15 protein-coding genes are annotated in these 15,886 nt (G+C 33.5%); 9 read left to right on the forward strand and 6 right to left on the reverse strand.

The features are described 5' to 3' along the window. Positions 1–21: 21 nt before the first annotated feature. The 3 genes from BLT22_RS04550 to BLT22_RS04560 all read right to left on the reverse strand — a co-directional run bounded on the left by BLT22_RS04550 (position 22) and on the right by BLT22_RS04560 (position 1,414). Entirely contained in the window at positions 22–531 is a 510-nt protein-coding gene (locus BLT22_RS04550; RefSeq protein ID WP_236048804.1) for a DUF1643 domain-containing protein, read from the reverse strand. A 124-nt stretch (positions 532–655) separates the two neighbouring features. Beyond that, the gene (locus tag BLT22_RS04555; RefSeq protein ID WP_091761135.1) at positions 656–961 is read right to left on the reverse strand and encodes a hypothetical protein; all 306 of its coding nucleotides are present in this window, start codon (positions 959–961) and stop codon (positions 656–658) included. A 3-nt stretch (positions 962–964) separates the two neighbouring features. Next, the gene (locus tag BLT22_RS04560) at positions 965–1,414 is read right to left on the reverse strand and encodes a JAB domain-containing protein (protein ID WP_091761137.1); all 450 of its coding nucleotides are present in this window, start codon (positions 1,412–1,414) and stop codon (positions 965–967) included. A gap of 270 nt (positions 1,415–1,684) precedes the next feature. On the opposite strand from BLT22_RS04560, the gene BLT22_RS04565 reads away from it, so the two are divergent. The 6 genes from BLT22_RS04565 (at position 1,685) to BLT22_RS04590 (ending at position 11,365) form a co-directional block, all read left to right on the forward strand. Further along, the gene (locus tag BLT22_RS04565) at positions 1,685–3,187 is read left to right on the forward strand and encodes a type I restriction-modification system subunit M (protein ID WP_091761138.1); all 1,503 of its coding nucleotides are present in this window, start codon (positions 1,685–1,687) and stop codon (positions 3,185–3,187) included. Next, positions 3,177–4,349: a restriction endonuclease subunit S gene (locus BLT22_RS04570; protein ID WP_091761140.1), complete on the forward strand. Its 1,173-nt coding sequence runs from the start codon at positions 3,177–3,179 to the stop codon at positions 4,347–4,349. The genes BLT22_RS04565 and BLT22_RS04570 overlap by 11 nt, the downstream gene beginning before the upstream one ends. Before the next feature lie 41 nt (positions 4,350–4,390). Then, on the forward strand, positions 4,391–7,516 hold the full coding sequence (locus tag BLT22_RS04575; RefSeq protein ID WP_091761142.1) for a type I restriction endonuclease subunit R: 3,126 nt from the start codon (positions 4,391–4,393) through the stop codon (positions 7,514–7,516). Between the two features lie 95 nt (positions 7,517–7,611). Continuing rightward, positions 7,612–8,550: an abortive infection family protein gene (locus tag BLT22_RS04580; protein WP_143020625.1), complete on the forward strand. Its 939-nt coding sequence runs from the start codon at positions 7,612–7,614 to the stop codon at positions 8,548–8,550. Between the two features lie 32 nt (positions 8,551–8,582). After that, positions 8,583–9,026, forward strand: coding sequence for a hypothetical protein (locus tag BLT22_RS04585; protein WP_091488807.1), 444 nt, complete (start codon positions 8,583–8,585; stop codon positions 9,024–9,026). Between the two features lie 116 nt (positions 9,027–9,142). Then, positions 9,143–11,365, forward strand: a complete 2,223-nt coding sequence (locus tag BLT22_RS04590; RefSeq protein ID WP_091761146.1) for an N-6 DNA methylase — start codon at positions 9,143–9,145, stop codon at positions 11,363–11,365. A gap of 390 nt (positions 11,366–11,755) precedes the next feature. Here BLT22_RS04590 and BLT22_RS04595 read toward each other — a convergent pair whose 3' ends face one another. Next, the gene (locus tag BLT22_RS04595; RefSeq protein ID WP_091761148.1) at positions 11,756–12,217 is read right to left on the reverse strand and encodes an AraC family transcriptional regulator; all 462 of its coding nucleotides are present in this window, start codon (positions 12,215–12,217) and stop codon (positions 11,756–11,758) included. Beyond that, positions 12,210–12,581 (reverse strand): helix-turn-helix transcriptional regulator, encoded by a 372-nt coding sequence (locus BLT22_RS04600; protein ID WP_091761150.1) that lies wholly within the window; start codon positions 12,579–12,581, stop codon positions 12,210–12,212. Before BLT22_RS04600 ends, BLT22_RS04595 begins: the two co-directional genes overlap by 8 nt. Positions 12,582–13,003: 422 nt before the next feature. Here BLT22_RS04600 and BLT22_RS04605 point away from each other — a divergent pair, with 422 nt between their 5' ends. From BLT22_RS04605 to BLT22_RS04615, 3 genes are all read left to right on the forward strand, one after another. Next, positions 13,004–13,288: a DUF234 domain-containing protein gene (locus tag BLT22_RS04605; RefSeq protein WP_143020626.1), complete on the forward strand. Its 285-nt coding sequence runs from the start codon at positions 13,004–13,006 to the stop codon at positions 13,286–13,288. Positions 13,289–13,775: 487 nt separating this feature from the next. Continuing rightward, the gene (locus tag BLT22_RS04610; RefSeq protein ID WP_091761153.1) at positions 13,776–14,306 is read left to right on the forward strand and encodes a YcxB family protein; all 531 of its coding nucleotides are present in this window, start codon (positions 13,776–13,778) and stop codon (positions 14,304–14,306) included. Between the two features lie 29 nt (positions 14,307–14,335). Continuing rightward, complete coding sequence (locus tag BLT22_RS04615; protein WP_091761154.1) at positions 14,336–14,875, forward strand: YcxB family protein; 540 nt, start codon at positions 14,336–14,338, stop codon at positions 14,873–14,875. Between the two features lie 200 nt (positions 14,876–15,075). Here BLT22_RS04615 and BLT22_RS04620 read toward each other — a convergent pair whose 3' ends face one another. Beyond that, a complete protein-coding gene (locus BLT22_RS04620; RefSeq protein WP_091761155.1) occupies positions 15,076–15,750 on the reverse strand; it encodes a hypothetical protein in 675 nt (224 codons plus the stop codon). Positions 15,751–15,886: the final 136 nt, after the last annotated feature.

Below are 15,886 nucleotides of genomic sequence, written 5' to 3' on the forward strand. Positions count from 1 at the left end.
TTAAAGGATACGAAGAACGAACTAGAATGTCCAGTTATTCCTTGCCTTGGATGCTAAGGGATGAACACAAGTTTTTTTCTCTGGATCTGTAAGGACTCTTGTTACTTCTGCTAGTCCTTCTTTTTCAAGCAGGTTCAGAACCTTGTCTAATCGTTGCTGCACTTGTTTATTCTTTGAAGGTAAACTCCCGTACGCTAATATAACAATTTCCGAATTTTTTGCACATTCAAGAATATATTTGTCATTTGTCGCATTAGTGGCATTCTTAAAGTTGCGTTTACTTCCAGACTTGGACGGGGAAACGGGAAGGTTCACTTTAGAATATAGGTTTACAGAAAAAAAGCCATCATAGCCAAGTTTGTAAATGTTGTTCGTAATTAGCATTGTAGTGGTGTCAGTCAGTATAAGCTCACTGGTGCTGGGATATAGGGTAATAACAGTGGCCATTTTGGCTTTTCCTTTTTTATTCCACGCCCGTTCTAACACGTAACGATGTGTGCCTGAATCTTCTTCGATAACTTTTGTTGTCATGCTTGCAGATAATTCTTTTACCATATATATCAGACTCCTTAGATTATTTTTTCTTTTTTAATTCTCTAGCAGCAGAAGTAGCAACCAATGCAATAATTTCTAAAATGAGAATAGGTGTGAACATTTAAATACCTCCTGTAATAATGCGGTAGTCAAGCAGTTTATCCTCGTAAAGCAAGCCAACTAATTTCGGATCGGAAGCTGAATCGGCTAATGGATAGAGTATATATGCTACAAGCTCTTTATATACATACAAATGAGTCATGACGTTTTGAAACCTTGAAAGGTACGATTGATAACTCATCGGAATGATTGACATATCTAGTTCAACGACTTCAAAGCTATATGATTCGTAACCTGCGTCTTCTAAAGTTATTGGCTCTCCTAAGTGTTTGCTCAGCATGTCGAGAGCGAGTTCAGAATAGTCCATAAGCTATGCCTCCCTTTTGATGTGACCGTATTCTGCGAAAGAGTAATATTCAGTAGGAGAGACAATGACATGGTCTAATACTTCTATACCAAGCAGTTCACCGGCTTCGCAAATTCGACGAGTAAAGTTATGATCAGCATCTGACGGACTGATGTCGCCAGAGGGATGGTTGTGAGCAATAATTAGTCGAGCGCAGTTTGAAGCAATGCTGGCTTTAAATATCTCTCGAGGATGTACGATGGAAGTATTTAAAGATCCAACTGACACAGTCGAAATAAAATTAATATCTGATTTCGTACCTAGTCCGAACACAATCACCGTCTCTCTATCGCAGTTTCCGATAAGCTCTTGGGCATAACTGGCAACTGTAATTGCTGATGTGAGCTTCTTACTTTTTATTGATGTTTCATGAACGACTTCTTGCTTTAGTTTAATGAATGGAATGTAATCCATGTTTTTCCTCCTTTAGTTTTAAGTGCCGCGAGTAAGCATTGGCAAAAAAATACCCCCATCGACATTTGTCGATGGGGGATGAAAACCTGACTGTTTAAGTATGATATTCCTCCTTACTATATTTGTGAAATCAAAGTTATAATATATGTTTGAGAAATTGATCATAACGATTTTACTTATGCTTAAATATAATAATACTAGAGAATGAATTAAATACCAGGATAGCCTGTGCTATAATGATGATAAGTATTTTGAAGGAGAGCGATTTCATTGACAGAAAAAGTAAATAGTGCAGATTTAGGATTTGAAAAAGAAATTTTTAAAGCAGCTGACAAGTTAAGAGGAAACATTGATGCTGCAGAGTATAAAAATATCGTTCTAGGTTTGATTTTCTTGAAATATATTTCAGATAGTTTTGAAGAACGTTACAACGAACTTAAAGAAGAAGGCGATGGCTTTGAGGAAGATCGAGATGAATACCTCGCTGAGAATATCTTCTTTGTACCTGAAAAAGCACGATGGGTCTACATAGCCAAACATGCGACTGAACCTGAAATAGGACAAGTTATTGACCAGGGAATGATTTTAATCGAAGAAGAAAATGATCGCTTACGTGGTATTCTTCCGAAGAACTATGCTCGTCCCGAGCTTGACAAACGTCGGTTAGGAGAAGTAGTTGATTTATTTAACAATTTAAAATTAAAGGAACATGGTAATTCGAAAGATATTTTAGGTCGCACGTATGAATATGCGATTGCTCAATTTGCAAGTTTAGAAGGTAAAAATGCTGGAGAATTCTACACGCCATCAAGTATTGTTCGGACACTTGTAGAAATACTTGAACCTTATGAAGGAAGAGTCTATGACCCATGCTGTGGTGCAGGTGGAATGTTCGTCCAATCAGCAGAATTTGTGGAACGCCATCAAGGTCGTATAAATGAGTTGTCAATCTACGGACAAGAAGCTAATGCCAATACATGGAAGCTGGCACAAATGAATCTAGCTATTCATGGTATAGAAGGTGATTTAGGTCAAGGAGCTGCGGATACGTTCTACAATAATCAGCATCAAAGTATGCGTGCAGACTATATTCTAGCCAATCCTCCTTTTAACATGAGCGACTGGGGAGGAGATAAACTAGCCGAAGATGTTCGCTGGCAATACGGCACACCACCAGAAGGAAATGCAAACTTTGCTTGGATGCAACACATGATTTACCACTTGGCTCCGAATGGAAAAATGGGTCTTATCTTAGCAAACGGTTCATTATCTTCAGGTGGTAAAGAAGGAGATATTCGTTCCAACATTATCAAAGATGACTTAGTAGAAGCGGTTATTTCAATGCCAGGAAAATTATTTTATTCAACTGGAATCCCGGTTTCTCTTTGGATAATAAATAAAAATAAAAAACAAAAAGGAAAAATACTTTTCATTGATGCACGTAGTCTCGGATATATGGTATCGCGGGCTCATAGAGAGTTATCATTAGAAGATATAGATTCAATCTCTAATGCATACCATGATTTTGTCAAAGGTGAAAATGTAAAAAGAATGGGATACGCTCATGACGCTGCTCTAGAAGAAGTTGAACAAAACAACTTTGTTTTAACACCTGGACGATACGTTGGATTAGAAGAAGTTGAAGAAGATGGTATACCATTTGAAGAGAAGATGGATAATTTAACAGCAGAACTTGGAGAACTTTTAAATCAGTCTCACAAATTAGAAGAGGAAATAAGAGAACAGTTAGGTGGAATTGGCTTTGATTTATAAAGAAGGAAACAATGTACTGTTTAAAGAAATTATTTCTTTACAAATAGATAATCGGGGAAGAAATCCCCAAAATTATATGGAAGAATCAATACATCCAGTAATTGATAATTATTTAATTAAAAATAATAAATTTCCGAATTTAAGTAGTGTTAAAAGATTTTTATCGGAAGAAGATTATAATAATTTTTTGAGAGGATATCTTAAAAAAAATGATGTGTTAATTACTCTAGTAGGTAACGGAATAGGGAACGTTACAATGGTGCCAGATGAAAAGTGTGTTATAGTACAAAACACATTAGGCCTTAGATGTAATAGTAAAATGATAAATGAATATTTATATTATTTCTTGCTTTATAAACAAGAGTCAATAAAACAATTTAATCGAGGTACTTCTCAACCAAGTATAAGAAAAACTGATCTATTTAATATGGAAATACCTCTTCCAGAAATTAGTACTCAAAATAAAATCGCAAGTATACTCTCATCATTAGATGATAAAATCGAGAATAACAATGCAATCATTGCAAACCTTGAAGAACAAGCCAAGCTAATTTTTGAAAAAAAATATATGAATATTGATTTATCTAAAGAGAATAAGTTGGAAAATCAGAAGTTTGGAGAATTATTTGAATTTGTAAAGGGAAGAAAACCGAAAAATATTAGCGATCAGCCAAAAGAAGATTATATACCATATCTTGTAAAAAAATATATAGATAGCAATGAGGTTACATTTGCACCTAGAAATGACGGTGTTCTAATAGAGGACCTTGATGTTTTCATGTTAATGGATGGGGCAAACTCAGGGAATATTTACTATGGATATAAAGGAATCATTGGTTCTACATTTAGTTGGCTTAAAACCGATCGTGATATGGTCAACGAATATATCTATTGGTATTTACTTATTAATCAAGATCACGTTAGAAACCAAAATACTGGGTCAGCTATACCACATGCTAATAAAGAGTATATAAATAATCTTGAAGTAATGTTACCTATAAATATTGAAACGGATAAAAATTTAAAAGCTTTAAAAAATATGAGATTATATTCTATTAATCTACGTAGAGAGAGCAATAGACTATCAGAAACCCGTAACACACTGCTCCCAAAGTTAATGTCAGGAGACATTCAAGTAGATGAAGTAATTGAGATGAAATAGAAGGTGCTGAAAATTGACAAAATTATCTAGGAGGTGACAAAATGGCAGAAGTGAAATTCTTAGAAGACGGACTGGAGAAAGTCTTTCTCAAAGAAATTCAGAATCTAGGTTATCAGTTTGTTCCGAACCAGGAAATCATTCGTCCAAACTATAAGATGCCTATTGCAGAAGAAATATTGAAAGAAAGTTTAATTAATATTAACCCCAATAAACCTTTAAATGTAATCGATCGAGCACTTTATCAAATACAACATATCGATGCAGGATTGTTAGAAAATCGGAATGAACACTTTTTTGACTATTTACAAAATGGCGTAGAAGTTGGTCATTATGAGGAAGGTAAACAGAAGACAACTCGCGTCCATTTAGTAGACTACCAGGACATTGATAAGAACGAATTCCTAGTTACTAACCAATATACGATAATAGGGAAAGAACAAAAGCGCCCCGACATTGTTCTTTTCCTGAATGGGCTTCCTATTGTAGTGATTGAATTAAAATCCGCTACAACAACTCAAGCAGACATATCAAGTGCTTACAGACAAATCAAAAACTATCAATACGACATAGAAGAACTCTTTGTCTATAATGCATTTAATATCATTTCAGATTTCACTCATACAAAAGTAGGAACAATTACATCTAATGAATCATGGTATAAAGAGTGGAAGACAACGGACGGGAACTATGAGAGTACGAGGTTTGCCGACTACAGTACACTACTTACCGGTATTCTACAAAAAGAACGATTATTAGATATAATTAAGAATTTTATTCTCTTTGAGCATAGAGAAGGTAATACGGTCAAAATAATGGGACAGTATCACCAGTATTTTGCTGTCCATAAGGCGGTACAGTCTACTTTTCAAGCGATGGAAGAGGGAGATGGACGTGGCGGTGTGTTTTGGCATACGCAGGGATCTGGGAAATCACTTTCGATGGTGTTTTACACACAGTTAGTAACACGCAAACTGCATCAACCGACTTTTGTAATATTAACGGATCGAAATGATCTAGATGATCAGCTTTACGGGCAATTTTCAAGAGTACAGGAGTTTTTAAGACAGACACCACTTCAAGCAAATTCCCGAGCTCACTTAAAAGAGCTGCTTAATAAGAGAAAGTCGAATGGTATCTTCTTTTCAACTATGCAGAAGTTTGCAGAGTCTGATGAACCTTTGACCGACAGAAAAGATGTTATTGTAATGACAGACGAGGCTCACCGTTCTCAGTATGGATTAAGAGAAAAGGTGTCTCGAGATGGGAAAATCCAGCGAGGTATGGCACGTATCGTTCGTGAGTCGCTACCAAAAGCCACTTATGTTGGCTTTACAGGAACGCCGCTTACAGAAAATGACAAGGATACCCAAGAAGTCTTTGGGAGCTATATTGACGTTTATGATATGTCTCAATCAGTAGAAGATGGTGCCACAAAACCTATTTATTATGAAAATAGAGTTATTAATTTAAATCTTAATGATGAGGTATTGAAACAAATCGATGCAAAGTATGATGAACTGGCTGATTTGGCTGAAGAATCTGAAATCGAAAAAAGCAAACAAGAACTGAGCCGCTTAGAAGTTCTATTAGGTTCTGACCAAGCGATTGATACGTTAGTAACAGACATTCTTGAGCATTACGAGGGTAACCGAGCAAAGCTGTTAACAGGGAAAGCAATGGTGGTTGCCTATAATCGCCGTATTGCTATGAAACTATACAGACGAATGATCGAATTGTGTCCAGACTGGCAGGGTATGGTAGAAGTTGTTATGACTGGGAATAACAATGATCCTGAAGAATGGAAAGAAGTCATTGGCACAAAAGCTGATCGGGATGAATTAGCTCGTAAGTTTAAAGACAACAATGACTCGATGAAAATCGCTATAGTGGTTGATATGTGGTTAACCGGTTTTGACGTCCCTAGTTTATCTACGATGTACGTATATAAACCAATGAAAAGTCACAACTTGATGCAGGCAATAGCACGAGTGAACCGAGTCTTTGAAGAAAAAGAAGGCGGATTGATAGTTGACTATATCGGCATTGGTAAAGCCTTGAAAGAAGCAATGAGCGACTATACTAAAGCTGACCAAGAAGCTATTGATAATGCGAACATACGAGATTCTGCTTATCCTAAGTTTCAAGAAAAACTAGAAGTTTGTCGGAATGTGTTCTTTAACAGCTTTAATTATTCACGGATTTTCTCAAAAGAGACGACAGATGCTGATATGGCAGATCTTATTCGTGAGGGTATCAATCATATGTTAAGCATGAATGTAGAGAAACAAAAAGATTTCAAGGATCAATCCTATCAATTAAAGCAAGCGCATACTCTGTGTTCCTCTGTAACAACAGAGCAAGAACAAAGGGAAGCTGCTTATATCGAAGCTATCCGCATCAGTCTCAATAGAATCACCAGTACAACTACGAAACTATCACGGAAAGAAATCAATAAACAGATTAGCGAACTATTACACCAATCGATACAAAGTGAAGGTGTTATAAATCTATTTCAAGACTTTGAGCGTGGTTTTAGTCTGTTTGATCCCAACTTCCTAGAAAAGATTGAGAAGTTGGAACAGAAGAATTTATCTGTTGAGTTATTAAATAAATTATTAACTGATGAGATACGTTCTATCTTACGTACAGATGTAGTTAAGGGATCTGAATTTTCTGAACGTCTTCGTCGAATTATGAAAAAATATCGAGAAGGTTTAGTAGATAATGCAGAATCGCTGGACCGTTTTGCAGGCTTTGCAGATACATTAAATGAAGATTATGATGAATATAAAGCTACGAATGTGCAGAACACAAGAGAAGAGCTTGTTAAGTTAGCAAAAGAAGCATTGGCATTGGAAGAAGAGCATAAAAGCTTAGGCTTATCTCGTGCAGAAATGGCTTTCTATCATGCCATAAGTAATCCAAAAAATGTTCAGGATTTCTATACAGATGATCAGCTGATTGAGTTAACGAAAGAATTAGCTGAATCCATTTCAGAAGAAATGACCTCCGACTGGATGATGAGAGAATCCGGACGAGCGAATGTATACCGTACCATTAAAAGATTGCTGAAGAAATACAAATATCCAGGCAACTACAAAGAAGCTATTCAACTGGTCATTAAACAAGCAGAACACTGGGATGGTAGGCAGATGGCGAAAATGTAATAAAAAAGTAAATCTCCATATCCTACTATAAGTACGGGTATGGGGATTTTTTAAGATGAATATGATTAGCTTGTCAATTAAGGAGGCTTGATGTGTTGAATGGAACACAAGAAGGAAAACTAATAATCTCTGATTTATCGAAAAGAGATATTTTAGATTTATTAAGAGTTGGTTTATATGAGCTGGAATTTCAGTATTTTGGTAAATATAGTGAAATAACTTTTCTTAACAGAATAATTAATCTAGATGAGTTGCCTTCATCTGATTCTAGATTTAGCAATATGAAACAGGACATAAGACAACACACTATAAATAATGATGATTGGGATATCGATTGGGTCTTTGAAGATGAGAGATTAAATTTAACTAATGATAATGATTTATTTGTAAAGTTCATTAATAACATATTTCACCCGTTAGTTAGGGATGAGGTATCGGAATGGAAAAACTATTTAAATAAAATAAATGAAATATTAAAATTTGATAAAATGAAATTGAAAGTTACCAAAGAATTTAGTGGTAGACCAGTTTATGAGATTGTTGCAATCACAAATGGAGGATGGATAGAAGATTACACTGAAGAATTAAAAGTTAAGTTTAGTTCAGATTATATTGATTCACAGGTTTCTATAATGTTAGAAAATATTGAGTCAAATCCGAATGTAGCTATTGGCAAAGCTAAGGAATTAATGGAATCATGTGCAAAGACAATATTAGACGAACTAGGTAGTGAATATGATAGAAAAATGGAGTTTAGCCCGCTTTTAAAATTAGTAATGAAAGAGTTAGGACTAACAGCTAATACACAGGAAAAAGAGCAAGAGTCCGGAAAAATTGCAGCCAAAATATTAGGAAATTTAAATGCAATTCCACAGAGTATGGCAGAACTAAGGAATATTTTCGGTGATGGCCATGGCAAAGCAAAAACGTTTGTTTCTTTGCCGCCTAGATATGCCCGTCTAGCAGTAGGAACATCTACGACAATAGTATATTTTTTATGGGAGACGTATCAGGATAAACATTCGGTATTCTAAAAAATGACTAAACATTCGAAAAGGAGATTAAAATGAATAATAATGATGACACTTCAAGTATAGAACGTTTTAAGAGCTATGGAAGAGATCTGTCTAATATTGTGATAGAAAGCGTTAGAGAAGTAATGAGTGAGAGAGAACTAGATGCACATATTCAAGGTTTAGATGCTGGTCTGCAAAGGAATATAGTTAGTTTATATGATGCAGGTGTCGAAGACAGAAAAATCATAGAGCTCTTGAACAAGTATTGGCATATAAGTATGGATGATGCTGCAATGTGGCTTCGATATGAAAAAATTCAGTATTGTTATAAAGTGTTAAAAAGGCATTTAATATCTCAGGGGTTCTCACAAGTAGATGTAGGTGTTTTTATGAGAAAAAATAAGGTAAGTGAAAAGTTAGAAACTAAACCAGAATTACTGAAATTAAAAGATAATGGCCAAAAAATAAAAGAAGCACTAGAAAAAGAAGAATAACATGAGTGAACCGATAGTATAAAATCTGATTATTAACTCAGATGAAATTTGTTAACTAATTAACTATTAGTCATGAAGAAATGGTATTTTAATTAAATTCATATAGGAGGTAAAAAATGAATAATAAATTAAAGCAATTATATGAGAGTACTGATTATTATTCGGGTAAAAAAATTAATAATCAAGATGAAATGATTCAACGTGGGCTCGAAAAACATATTGATTTAAGCTATGACGATATTCGCGAAATACTTAAAAAGCATAATAAATATAGTCATGGAATCACACCTAAAATAGTTTCTGAATTTATGAAAAAAGTAATTACAAATAAGAGTGATGTGCTAATACCATGGAATATATATGGGGAGTTGTTAGGGGAAGTATCAATAAATACTGATAGTAGTGTATTGATTAGTAATAATGATAAATGGGCTACTATAACAGGCATGATGTTGAAAGATAATAAATATCAAAGCATTATTGGTGATCCTTTAATTGAATTAGAAAAAATGAAGGAATTTAAGTTTGATTTGATATGTAGCTTTCCTCCAATGGGGATAAAAGCTGAAACAACAGTAAATAACAAAAAAATTCGAGCAGAACTAGCTCATTTATTAATATTGAAAGCGTCCTATAAATTAAGAGAATCCGGTCGAATGTTTTTTGTTGTTAATCATAATTTTTTTAATAGAAAATTGAGAAACTCCATTTTGCCAATATTAGAAGACAAGGGTATTTTTTTAGATGCAGCTTTTTATTTGCCTCCAGGAACTCATGTCAACACAAATATAGGAACATATTTAATAGTATTGAGTAAAAAAGAGTACGGGGACTTATTTATTAGTGAATTAAAAAATGAGAATTTAGAACAAGTAATATCAGGATGGAATAATAGAAAAGATAGTAAAGTTCTAACAAATGGAAAGCTAGTAGATCATAAGTCCTTCTTATCTTATGGAAAGTTGGAAAAAGAGTTAGAAATAGAGAGGTTTGTTAAAAAAGCTAATTTAATAGAAGTGCCAATTACTGATATTGCATTACAAATAAATAGCGTAAAAAAAGAAATTGGTCAATTTAAAGAACATGCTAATTCAGTATATTTGCCTAATATTGGTCGTTCTGATGCAGTCAATGATCAAAGTGAAATGAAAAATAAAACTCATAATTATTTTCAAATTGTACTAAAAGATAGTATAAACTCTATTTATCTGGCAAAGTGGTTCAATACAGAAGTAGGTCTGATTCTTAGAGATAGCTTAACGAGTGGAGCCTACGTAGGAAAAATTAATAAAAGTACTTTAGAATCGGCTAATTTATATCTTCCTGAAAAGAGTATACAACAAGAAATATTAGATATTCAATCAAAGGTAGATGAATTAAGAAATGAATTATTCAGTATTGAAAGCAAAGCATGGAACTATCCCAATAGCCATGAGCATTTAAATAAACGATTAGAAAAACTAAACAGAGAAGATGGAGTTACAGAATGGATAGAAACATTACCTTTTCCTCTAGCATCTATTCTGTATAAATACTATGCTAAAACTGATGTATTCTCAAAGAAAGAATTTTTGCTACATTTTTTTGAAGCATTCGCTCAATTTCAAGTTGTATTAATGATGAGTGCCTATGCGAAAAATGGTGAAATTATAGATAAAGAGTATATTTATGAAATAGATGCCGATAGATTAGCCAATGCAACATTTGGAACATGGGTTCATATTGGAGAAAATATAGCTAAGAAGCTTAGAAAATTAATGGACAAATACCCTGATCAATGTTTACGATTATTTCAACAAAAAAGAAAAAGTTTTATTGAAATAATATCATCCAAGGAAGTATATAAAATATTAGATAGAACTAGAAGCTACAGAAATGATTGGAAAGGTCACGGAGGAGTTGAAAGTGAGGGAGATGTCAAGAATAGACTGATGTTGCTAGAAAGAGAGCTAAATGCATTAAGAAAAGTAATTGGTGATATATACGAAGGATACCAGCTAATTCAACCAGGAAATGGACATTTTAGTTCTGGTTTCTATAATTGTAATTGTAGGTTAGTAAAAGGAACTAGAAATACATTTGTTGAAAAGAGTATTGAAGTTTCAAATGGACTAGATATTGAGAACTTATATCTACTTGAGGAAGATGGTTATGACCCACTTAAATTACTGCCATTTATTAAGCTCATGCCAAGTCCAAAAACCCAAGTAAATGCTTGTTATTATTATAATAGATTGGATCGTAATGGAATAAGAATGGTTTCATATTATTTCGATCAAGATGCTGAAGTTACTATTCACGATAGCGTGCTAGAGACATTAATTAATGATTTAAAATAGAAATTAAATGTATGCGAATAGTTTCTTTTACTAATAGTTAGATGTTAATTTCGAAAGTATAGCATCTTACTTAATTTTACACCCTGATAAAATTTATCACCGTAAAATGATACGGAGAACCGTACCATAAGTAAATGAGGTTTACAAAGACACACTACCCTGCACATTTTTGCAAAGCAGTGTGTCTTTAATGCTGTCTTTATATGGAATAAGTGTATAATAAAATAATTTTGATATATCAATTTACCTATATAGGGAAGAGTTTAAAATGAAGAAACATACAAACCTTATATTGATACTGCTAGGTGTGATGATTTTTTTAGTTTTTTTACTTCCTAATTCTGAAGTCATGGTTGTTTTTTCTTAAAAACGAACATATAATTTTAATCTTTATTTAATAGGAATATAAATGTCTGTCAGGCTTTTATCTTTAAAATTTTTAGGTGGTTCAGTAACATATAATTCAAAAGGAGCAGCGTCTCTAGCTTTCTCTGCTTTTTTAAAAAGCCAATCTTGGTACATATATTGCCAAGCATTACCATATTCTTTAGCAGATAATTCAAAGTGACCTACTCCAAATTTACCTGAGATACTAGATACACATATTTCACCTCGTTCTTTCACTTCTGCGTCATTTGGGATAATCATTGCTACGCTAGTTCGTAAGTTTTCTTCACGAGTTATATATGGATTATCATCATATATAGTCAAAACTTTTGTAATCTCGGGATCAATTAAATTTTGTTCAGTTGCGAATTCAAACAACTCATTAAACAATTTTCGACTAATCTTTCTGAATTCTACGTAGCTGCCTCTGAAACGAATATAAATAATCTTTAAATTATTACATATTACTTCTTTGTTTCCTTGTCATTTCTTGCTCTTTTTTATAAATTGACGGACTAGTTCCAAAATGGTGTTTAAAAGCTCTGCTAAAAGAACTAACATCGTTGTAGCCATAAAAAAATGCAACTTCTGTTAATGAAATTGAATGATTAACACAAATAAAAATTGCAGCACGTTCTAATTTATATCGTGAAATAAACTTTTTTAAAGTTTCATTTGAAAACTTTTTAAAAATCCTGTGAAAATGAAATTCTGAGAAACTAAAATTTTCAGCTAAATCCTTGAGCGCAATTGATGTGTCTAAATGTTGTTCGATATAATCTTCAGACTTATTAATCAATCTGATATAAGTTTCTTTTTGTGTTGACATTTTTAACGCCGCCTTTCAAATAGCTAGTCACTGTACCACTATATTATAGTTATCTATTATCCACTATTGTAGTTAATTTAACAGTAGATTACCAATAGTATAAGTAGTATTGGATTTAATATTTCCCTTTTTTTCAATTCATCATACTCGCTTTAACCAATGAAAATGATTAAAGCGAGTATGATGGTCTACTAATTTTTTAGATAAATATATCTTGATGAGTTATGCTTTTTCTTATTACTTCAAAGGAGAAAAATATGGTTAATTAAAATTAGCAATATCGCAATTTAAATAATCACGATATTGCTAATTAGATTAGTGGGGGTGTACTAATGTTAGGAGGCGGGTTCACAAATGGAATTTATTGGAAGAAGTTATGAATTAAAAGATATAAAAAATCAATTTATGTGATTGTAGATGGAATGTATCGCTTTTGGCATCAGCTCGTTCGCCCGAATATTCAAGCGATTGAATTAAGACAAGCAGAAACCATTTATCAAGAAAGAGTAAAAGAAGTTCTTTCTAATTTTATGGGATTTGCCTTTGAACAGATGGCTAGAGTATATTTGGAATATTTAATTCAATCCAATAAATTTCCCTTCTATATACATGAGCACGGCGTCTGGTGGGGGAATAACCCCTGTGAAAAACGGCAAGAGGAGATTGACTTAGTTGCAATAGGTGATAATGAGATCATCTTTGGATAATTTAAATGGAGAAATCAGCTACTTGAGATGAATTTTTTAAATGATCTAAAAAATAAATCCGAATTTTTCTCACAAAAAAAGAAATAGTTTATACTCTTTTTAAGGAGTCTAAAGACAACCCAAATATTCAATTAATTGACCTTGAAAAGCTGTTTTCTATTTGAAGAATTGATGGTTGAGTTTTAAACCAATAAAGTCTGATAGCTTTATTTCTGAATCGAGAATCTATGGATCGCTTTTTAGTCTGTACAGTCAGAAATTTTTAACCCTAAGCCCCGCGGTTTCCAGCAAGCTGAAACAGAGCTATGGGAAATATTTGGAACATTAGCAGAGAGTTAAATTCTTTTTACAGAAGAAACTCTTTATTCACACAAACTTCTTGACGCTCCCAAACAATTATAAAGAACTACAATTTTATAAAACAAAGGTCTTTCTATTAGCTGTTAATTATAAAGTTCAGAATCAACTACTCAAAAAGGAGATACTTATGAAAGAAGAAAACAAGCAAATCGTTTTTACAGGAGCTTTAAGCCTAGACGACACACATAAGTCTACCCGCTACCAATTGATTGTCAAACGCAAATATCCCATAACCTATCTGGTTGTTACGATGAGTGCACTGTCTTTTCTCCTTTACTATGCCTTTAAAGATGAATCTACTTCCCAACAAACAGCCATTATACTGACAATGGGCACAATGGCTGTCGGGCTGATTTGCCTTGCGATCGCTGCATATTATATATATAAGAAACGTTCAAAAGATCTTTATAAAATGGATCCTATCATAAGTAAAGAAGCTAAATATACCGCGAATGACGATGGGCTAAAGATCGAAATGATGAGTGAAGTGGTGCGATATCATAAATGGGAAGATCTACTTGAGTCATACGAATTTAGTGATATGTTTCTGATATACGTAAACTCCATATCCATTATTTATATTCCAAAGTCTTTTTTTAAAACGCAGGAAGATATTAATGAATTTAGTACGCTCTTGTTACAAAAACCAAAAAAATAGATAAATAAAAAAACTATAAGGAGATACTTATGAAAGAAGAAAATAAGCAAATCGTTTTTACAGGAGCTTTAAGTCTAGACTACTTATACAAAGCTACCCGTTATCATTGGATCATCCGACGTAAATACCCACTGACCTATCTTGGTATTATGGTGTCTGTAATGTCTTTTATCCTTTACAACGCTTTTAAAGATGAATCTACTTCTCAACAAAGTGCTATTATATGGACTGCGTTTACCGTAGCTATAGGTCTTATTGGCGGTATAATTGCTTTGTATTTTTTAATCAAAAAGCGTACAAAAACCCTTTATGAACTGTCGCCATCTGCAGGTAAGGAAGCTACACATAGTGCAAATGACCTTGGGATAAAAATTGAAATGATAAACGAAGTCGTGCAATGGTATGAATGGAGCGATGTATTTAAGTCATACGAGTTTAGTGATATGTTTTTGGTATATGTAAATCCTATAGTCGTTATTTATATTCCAAAGTATTTCTTTGAAACGCCGGAAGATGTTAAAGATTTTAGCACACTCTTGTTGCAAAAAACTAAATTTAGGACGCGTTAATATATATGGAATAAAAAAAGAGATAAATTCAGAATAACGTTACTTTGTATTTTCTTCTCTACATTTTTTCAATAGTGACCAAATATTAAACACATAAAAACTCCCCCTGAAGTAGTCTCAAATTTCTATACTTTAAGGGGAGTTTTTAAAAATTTCCTCTGTGAAGTTTTTCTTAGCTTCGTATATTATCTATTAGCTTTTTAACTTCCCAATAGCGCTGCAGTAATTGCAGTAAACGAACTTGCCAGATTAGTCAGGGTAGTTAATGCCACTGGAGCTGCATATATCGCCAAAAGCGCTATACCTACTATTGCTACAACTCCAACTATAGCTGCTGCTACCTTTTCCCCATTAAATGCTTCAGTAGAAACTTCATTTATTTTCCCTGTGACTGCTACGGGTACTGGGTATTCTGGTGGGAAATTAGAAGTCTTTAAATATACTTTTAAGATAATTGACGCGGATGCGTTTGTAGTAAAAGGCAATTCAATATCAGTTACGATTACTTCATAGGTGTAAACAATTTGTCCAAATTCTGCGCTGATAGATGTTTTGATCTGACCATTACCTACATTAGTGGCAAGAGTATTTACCATTCCTTCACTTCCGACTTTAATCTCATTTGAAAGTCCATCCATCCCTTGAATTCTTCCTAATACGGATGCTTTGAAAGGGTTATCTGCTGGTTGTCCATCAATTACATAAATAATATTTGCATCATCATCACCCTGAGTTACTTCTTTAGAAGAACTATAAGTGACTTTTAATAAATTAGTATCTAGGATTGTACGCTCTTCCCCATCTAGTACAATATTGCCTGCTAATCCTGAGAAGATTGGAGAAATAGGTATTCTGGATGTTCCTCGACTTCTCAAACTGTCATAGCGTCTATCCCAGTTGCTCCTTTATTGCGACTAACTCTTGTGGCAGCTGTCGATAGATTCTTTCTACTTACAAGGAACGTTATATTTACACAAACTTCTTGACACTCCCGTTGGCAATAACTAGTAG

The sequence above is a fragment of the Marinilactibacillus psychrotolerans genome (genome assembly GCF_900101525.1).
GTDB classification, from domain to species: Bacteria; Bacillota; Bacilli; order Lactobacillales; family Carnobacteriaceae_A; genus Marinilactibacillus; species Marinilactibacillus psychrotolerans.

Coding starts and splice junctions, on each gene's coding strand:
- BLT22_RS04575 (WP_091761142.1), top strand. CDS start 4,391: ATGGCAGAAGTGAAATTCTTAGAAGACGGACTGGAGAAAGTCTTTCTC.
- BLT22_RS04555 (WP_091761135.1), bottom strand. CDS start 961: ATGGACTATTCTGAACTCGCTCTCGACATGCTGAGCAAACACTTAGGA.
- BLT22_RS04550 (WP_236048804.1), bottom strand. CDS start 531: ATGACAACAAAAGTTATCGAAGAAGATTCAGGCACACATCGTTACGTG.
- BLT22_RS04605 (WP_143020626.1), top strand. CDS start 13,004: ATGTATCGCTTTTGGCATCAGCTCGTTCGCCCGAATATTCAAGCGATT.
- BLT22_RS04560 (WP_091761137.1), bottom strand. CDS start 1,414: ATGGATTACATTCCATTCATTAAACTAAAGCAAGAAGTCGTTCATGAA.
- BLT22_RS04600 (WP_091761150.1), bottom strand. CDS start 12,581: ATGTCAACACAAAAAGAAACTTATATCAGATTGATTAATAAGTCTGAA.
- BLT22_RS04610 (WP_091761153.1), top strand. CDS start 13,776: ATGAAAGAAGAAAACAAGCAAATCGTTTTTACAGGAGCTTTAAGCCTA.
- BLT22_RS04585 (WP_091488807.1), top strand. CDS start 8,583: ATGAATAATAATGATGACACTTCAAGTATAGAACGTTTTAAGAGCTAT.
- BLT22_RS04590 (WP_091761146.1), top strand. CDS start 9,143: ATGAATAATAAATTAAAGCAATTATATGAGAGTACTGATTATTATTCG.
- BLT22_RS04615 (WP_091761154.1), top strand. CDS start 14,336: ATGAAAGAAGAAAATAAGCAAATCGTTTTTACAGGAGCTTTAAGTCTA.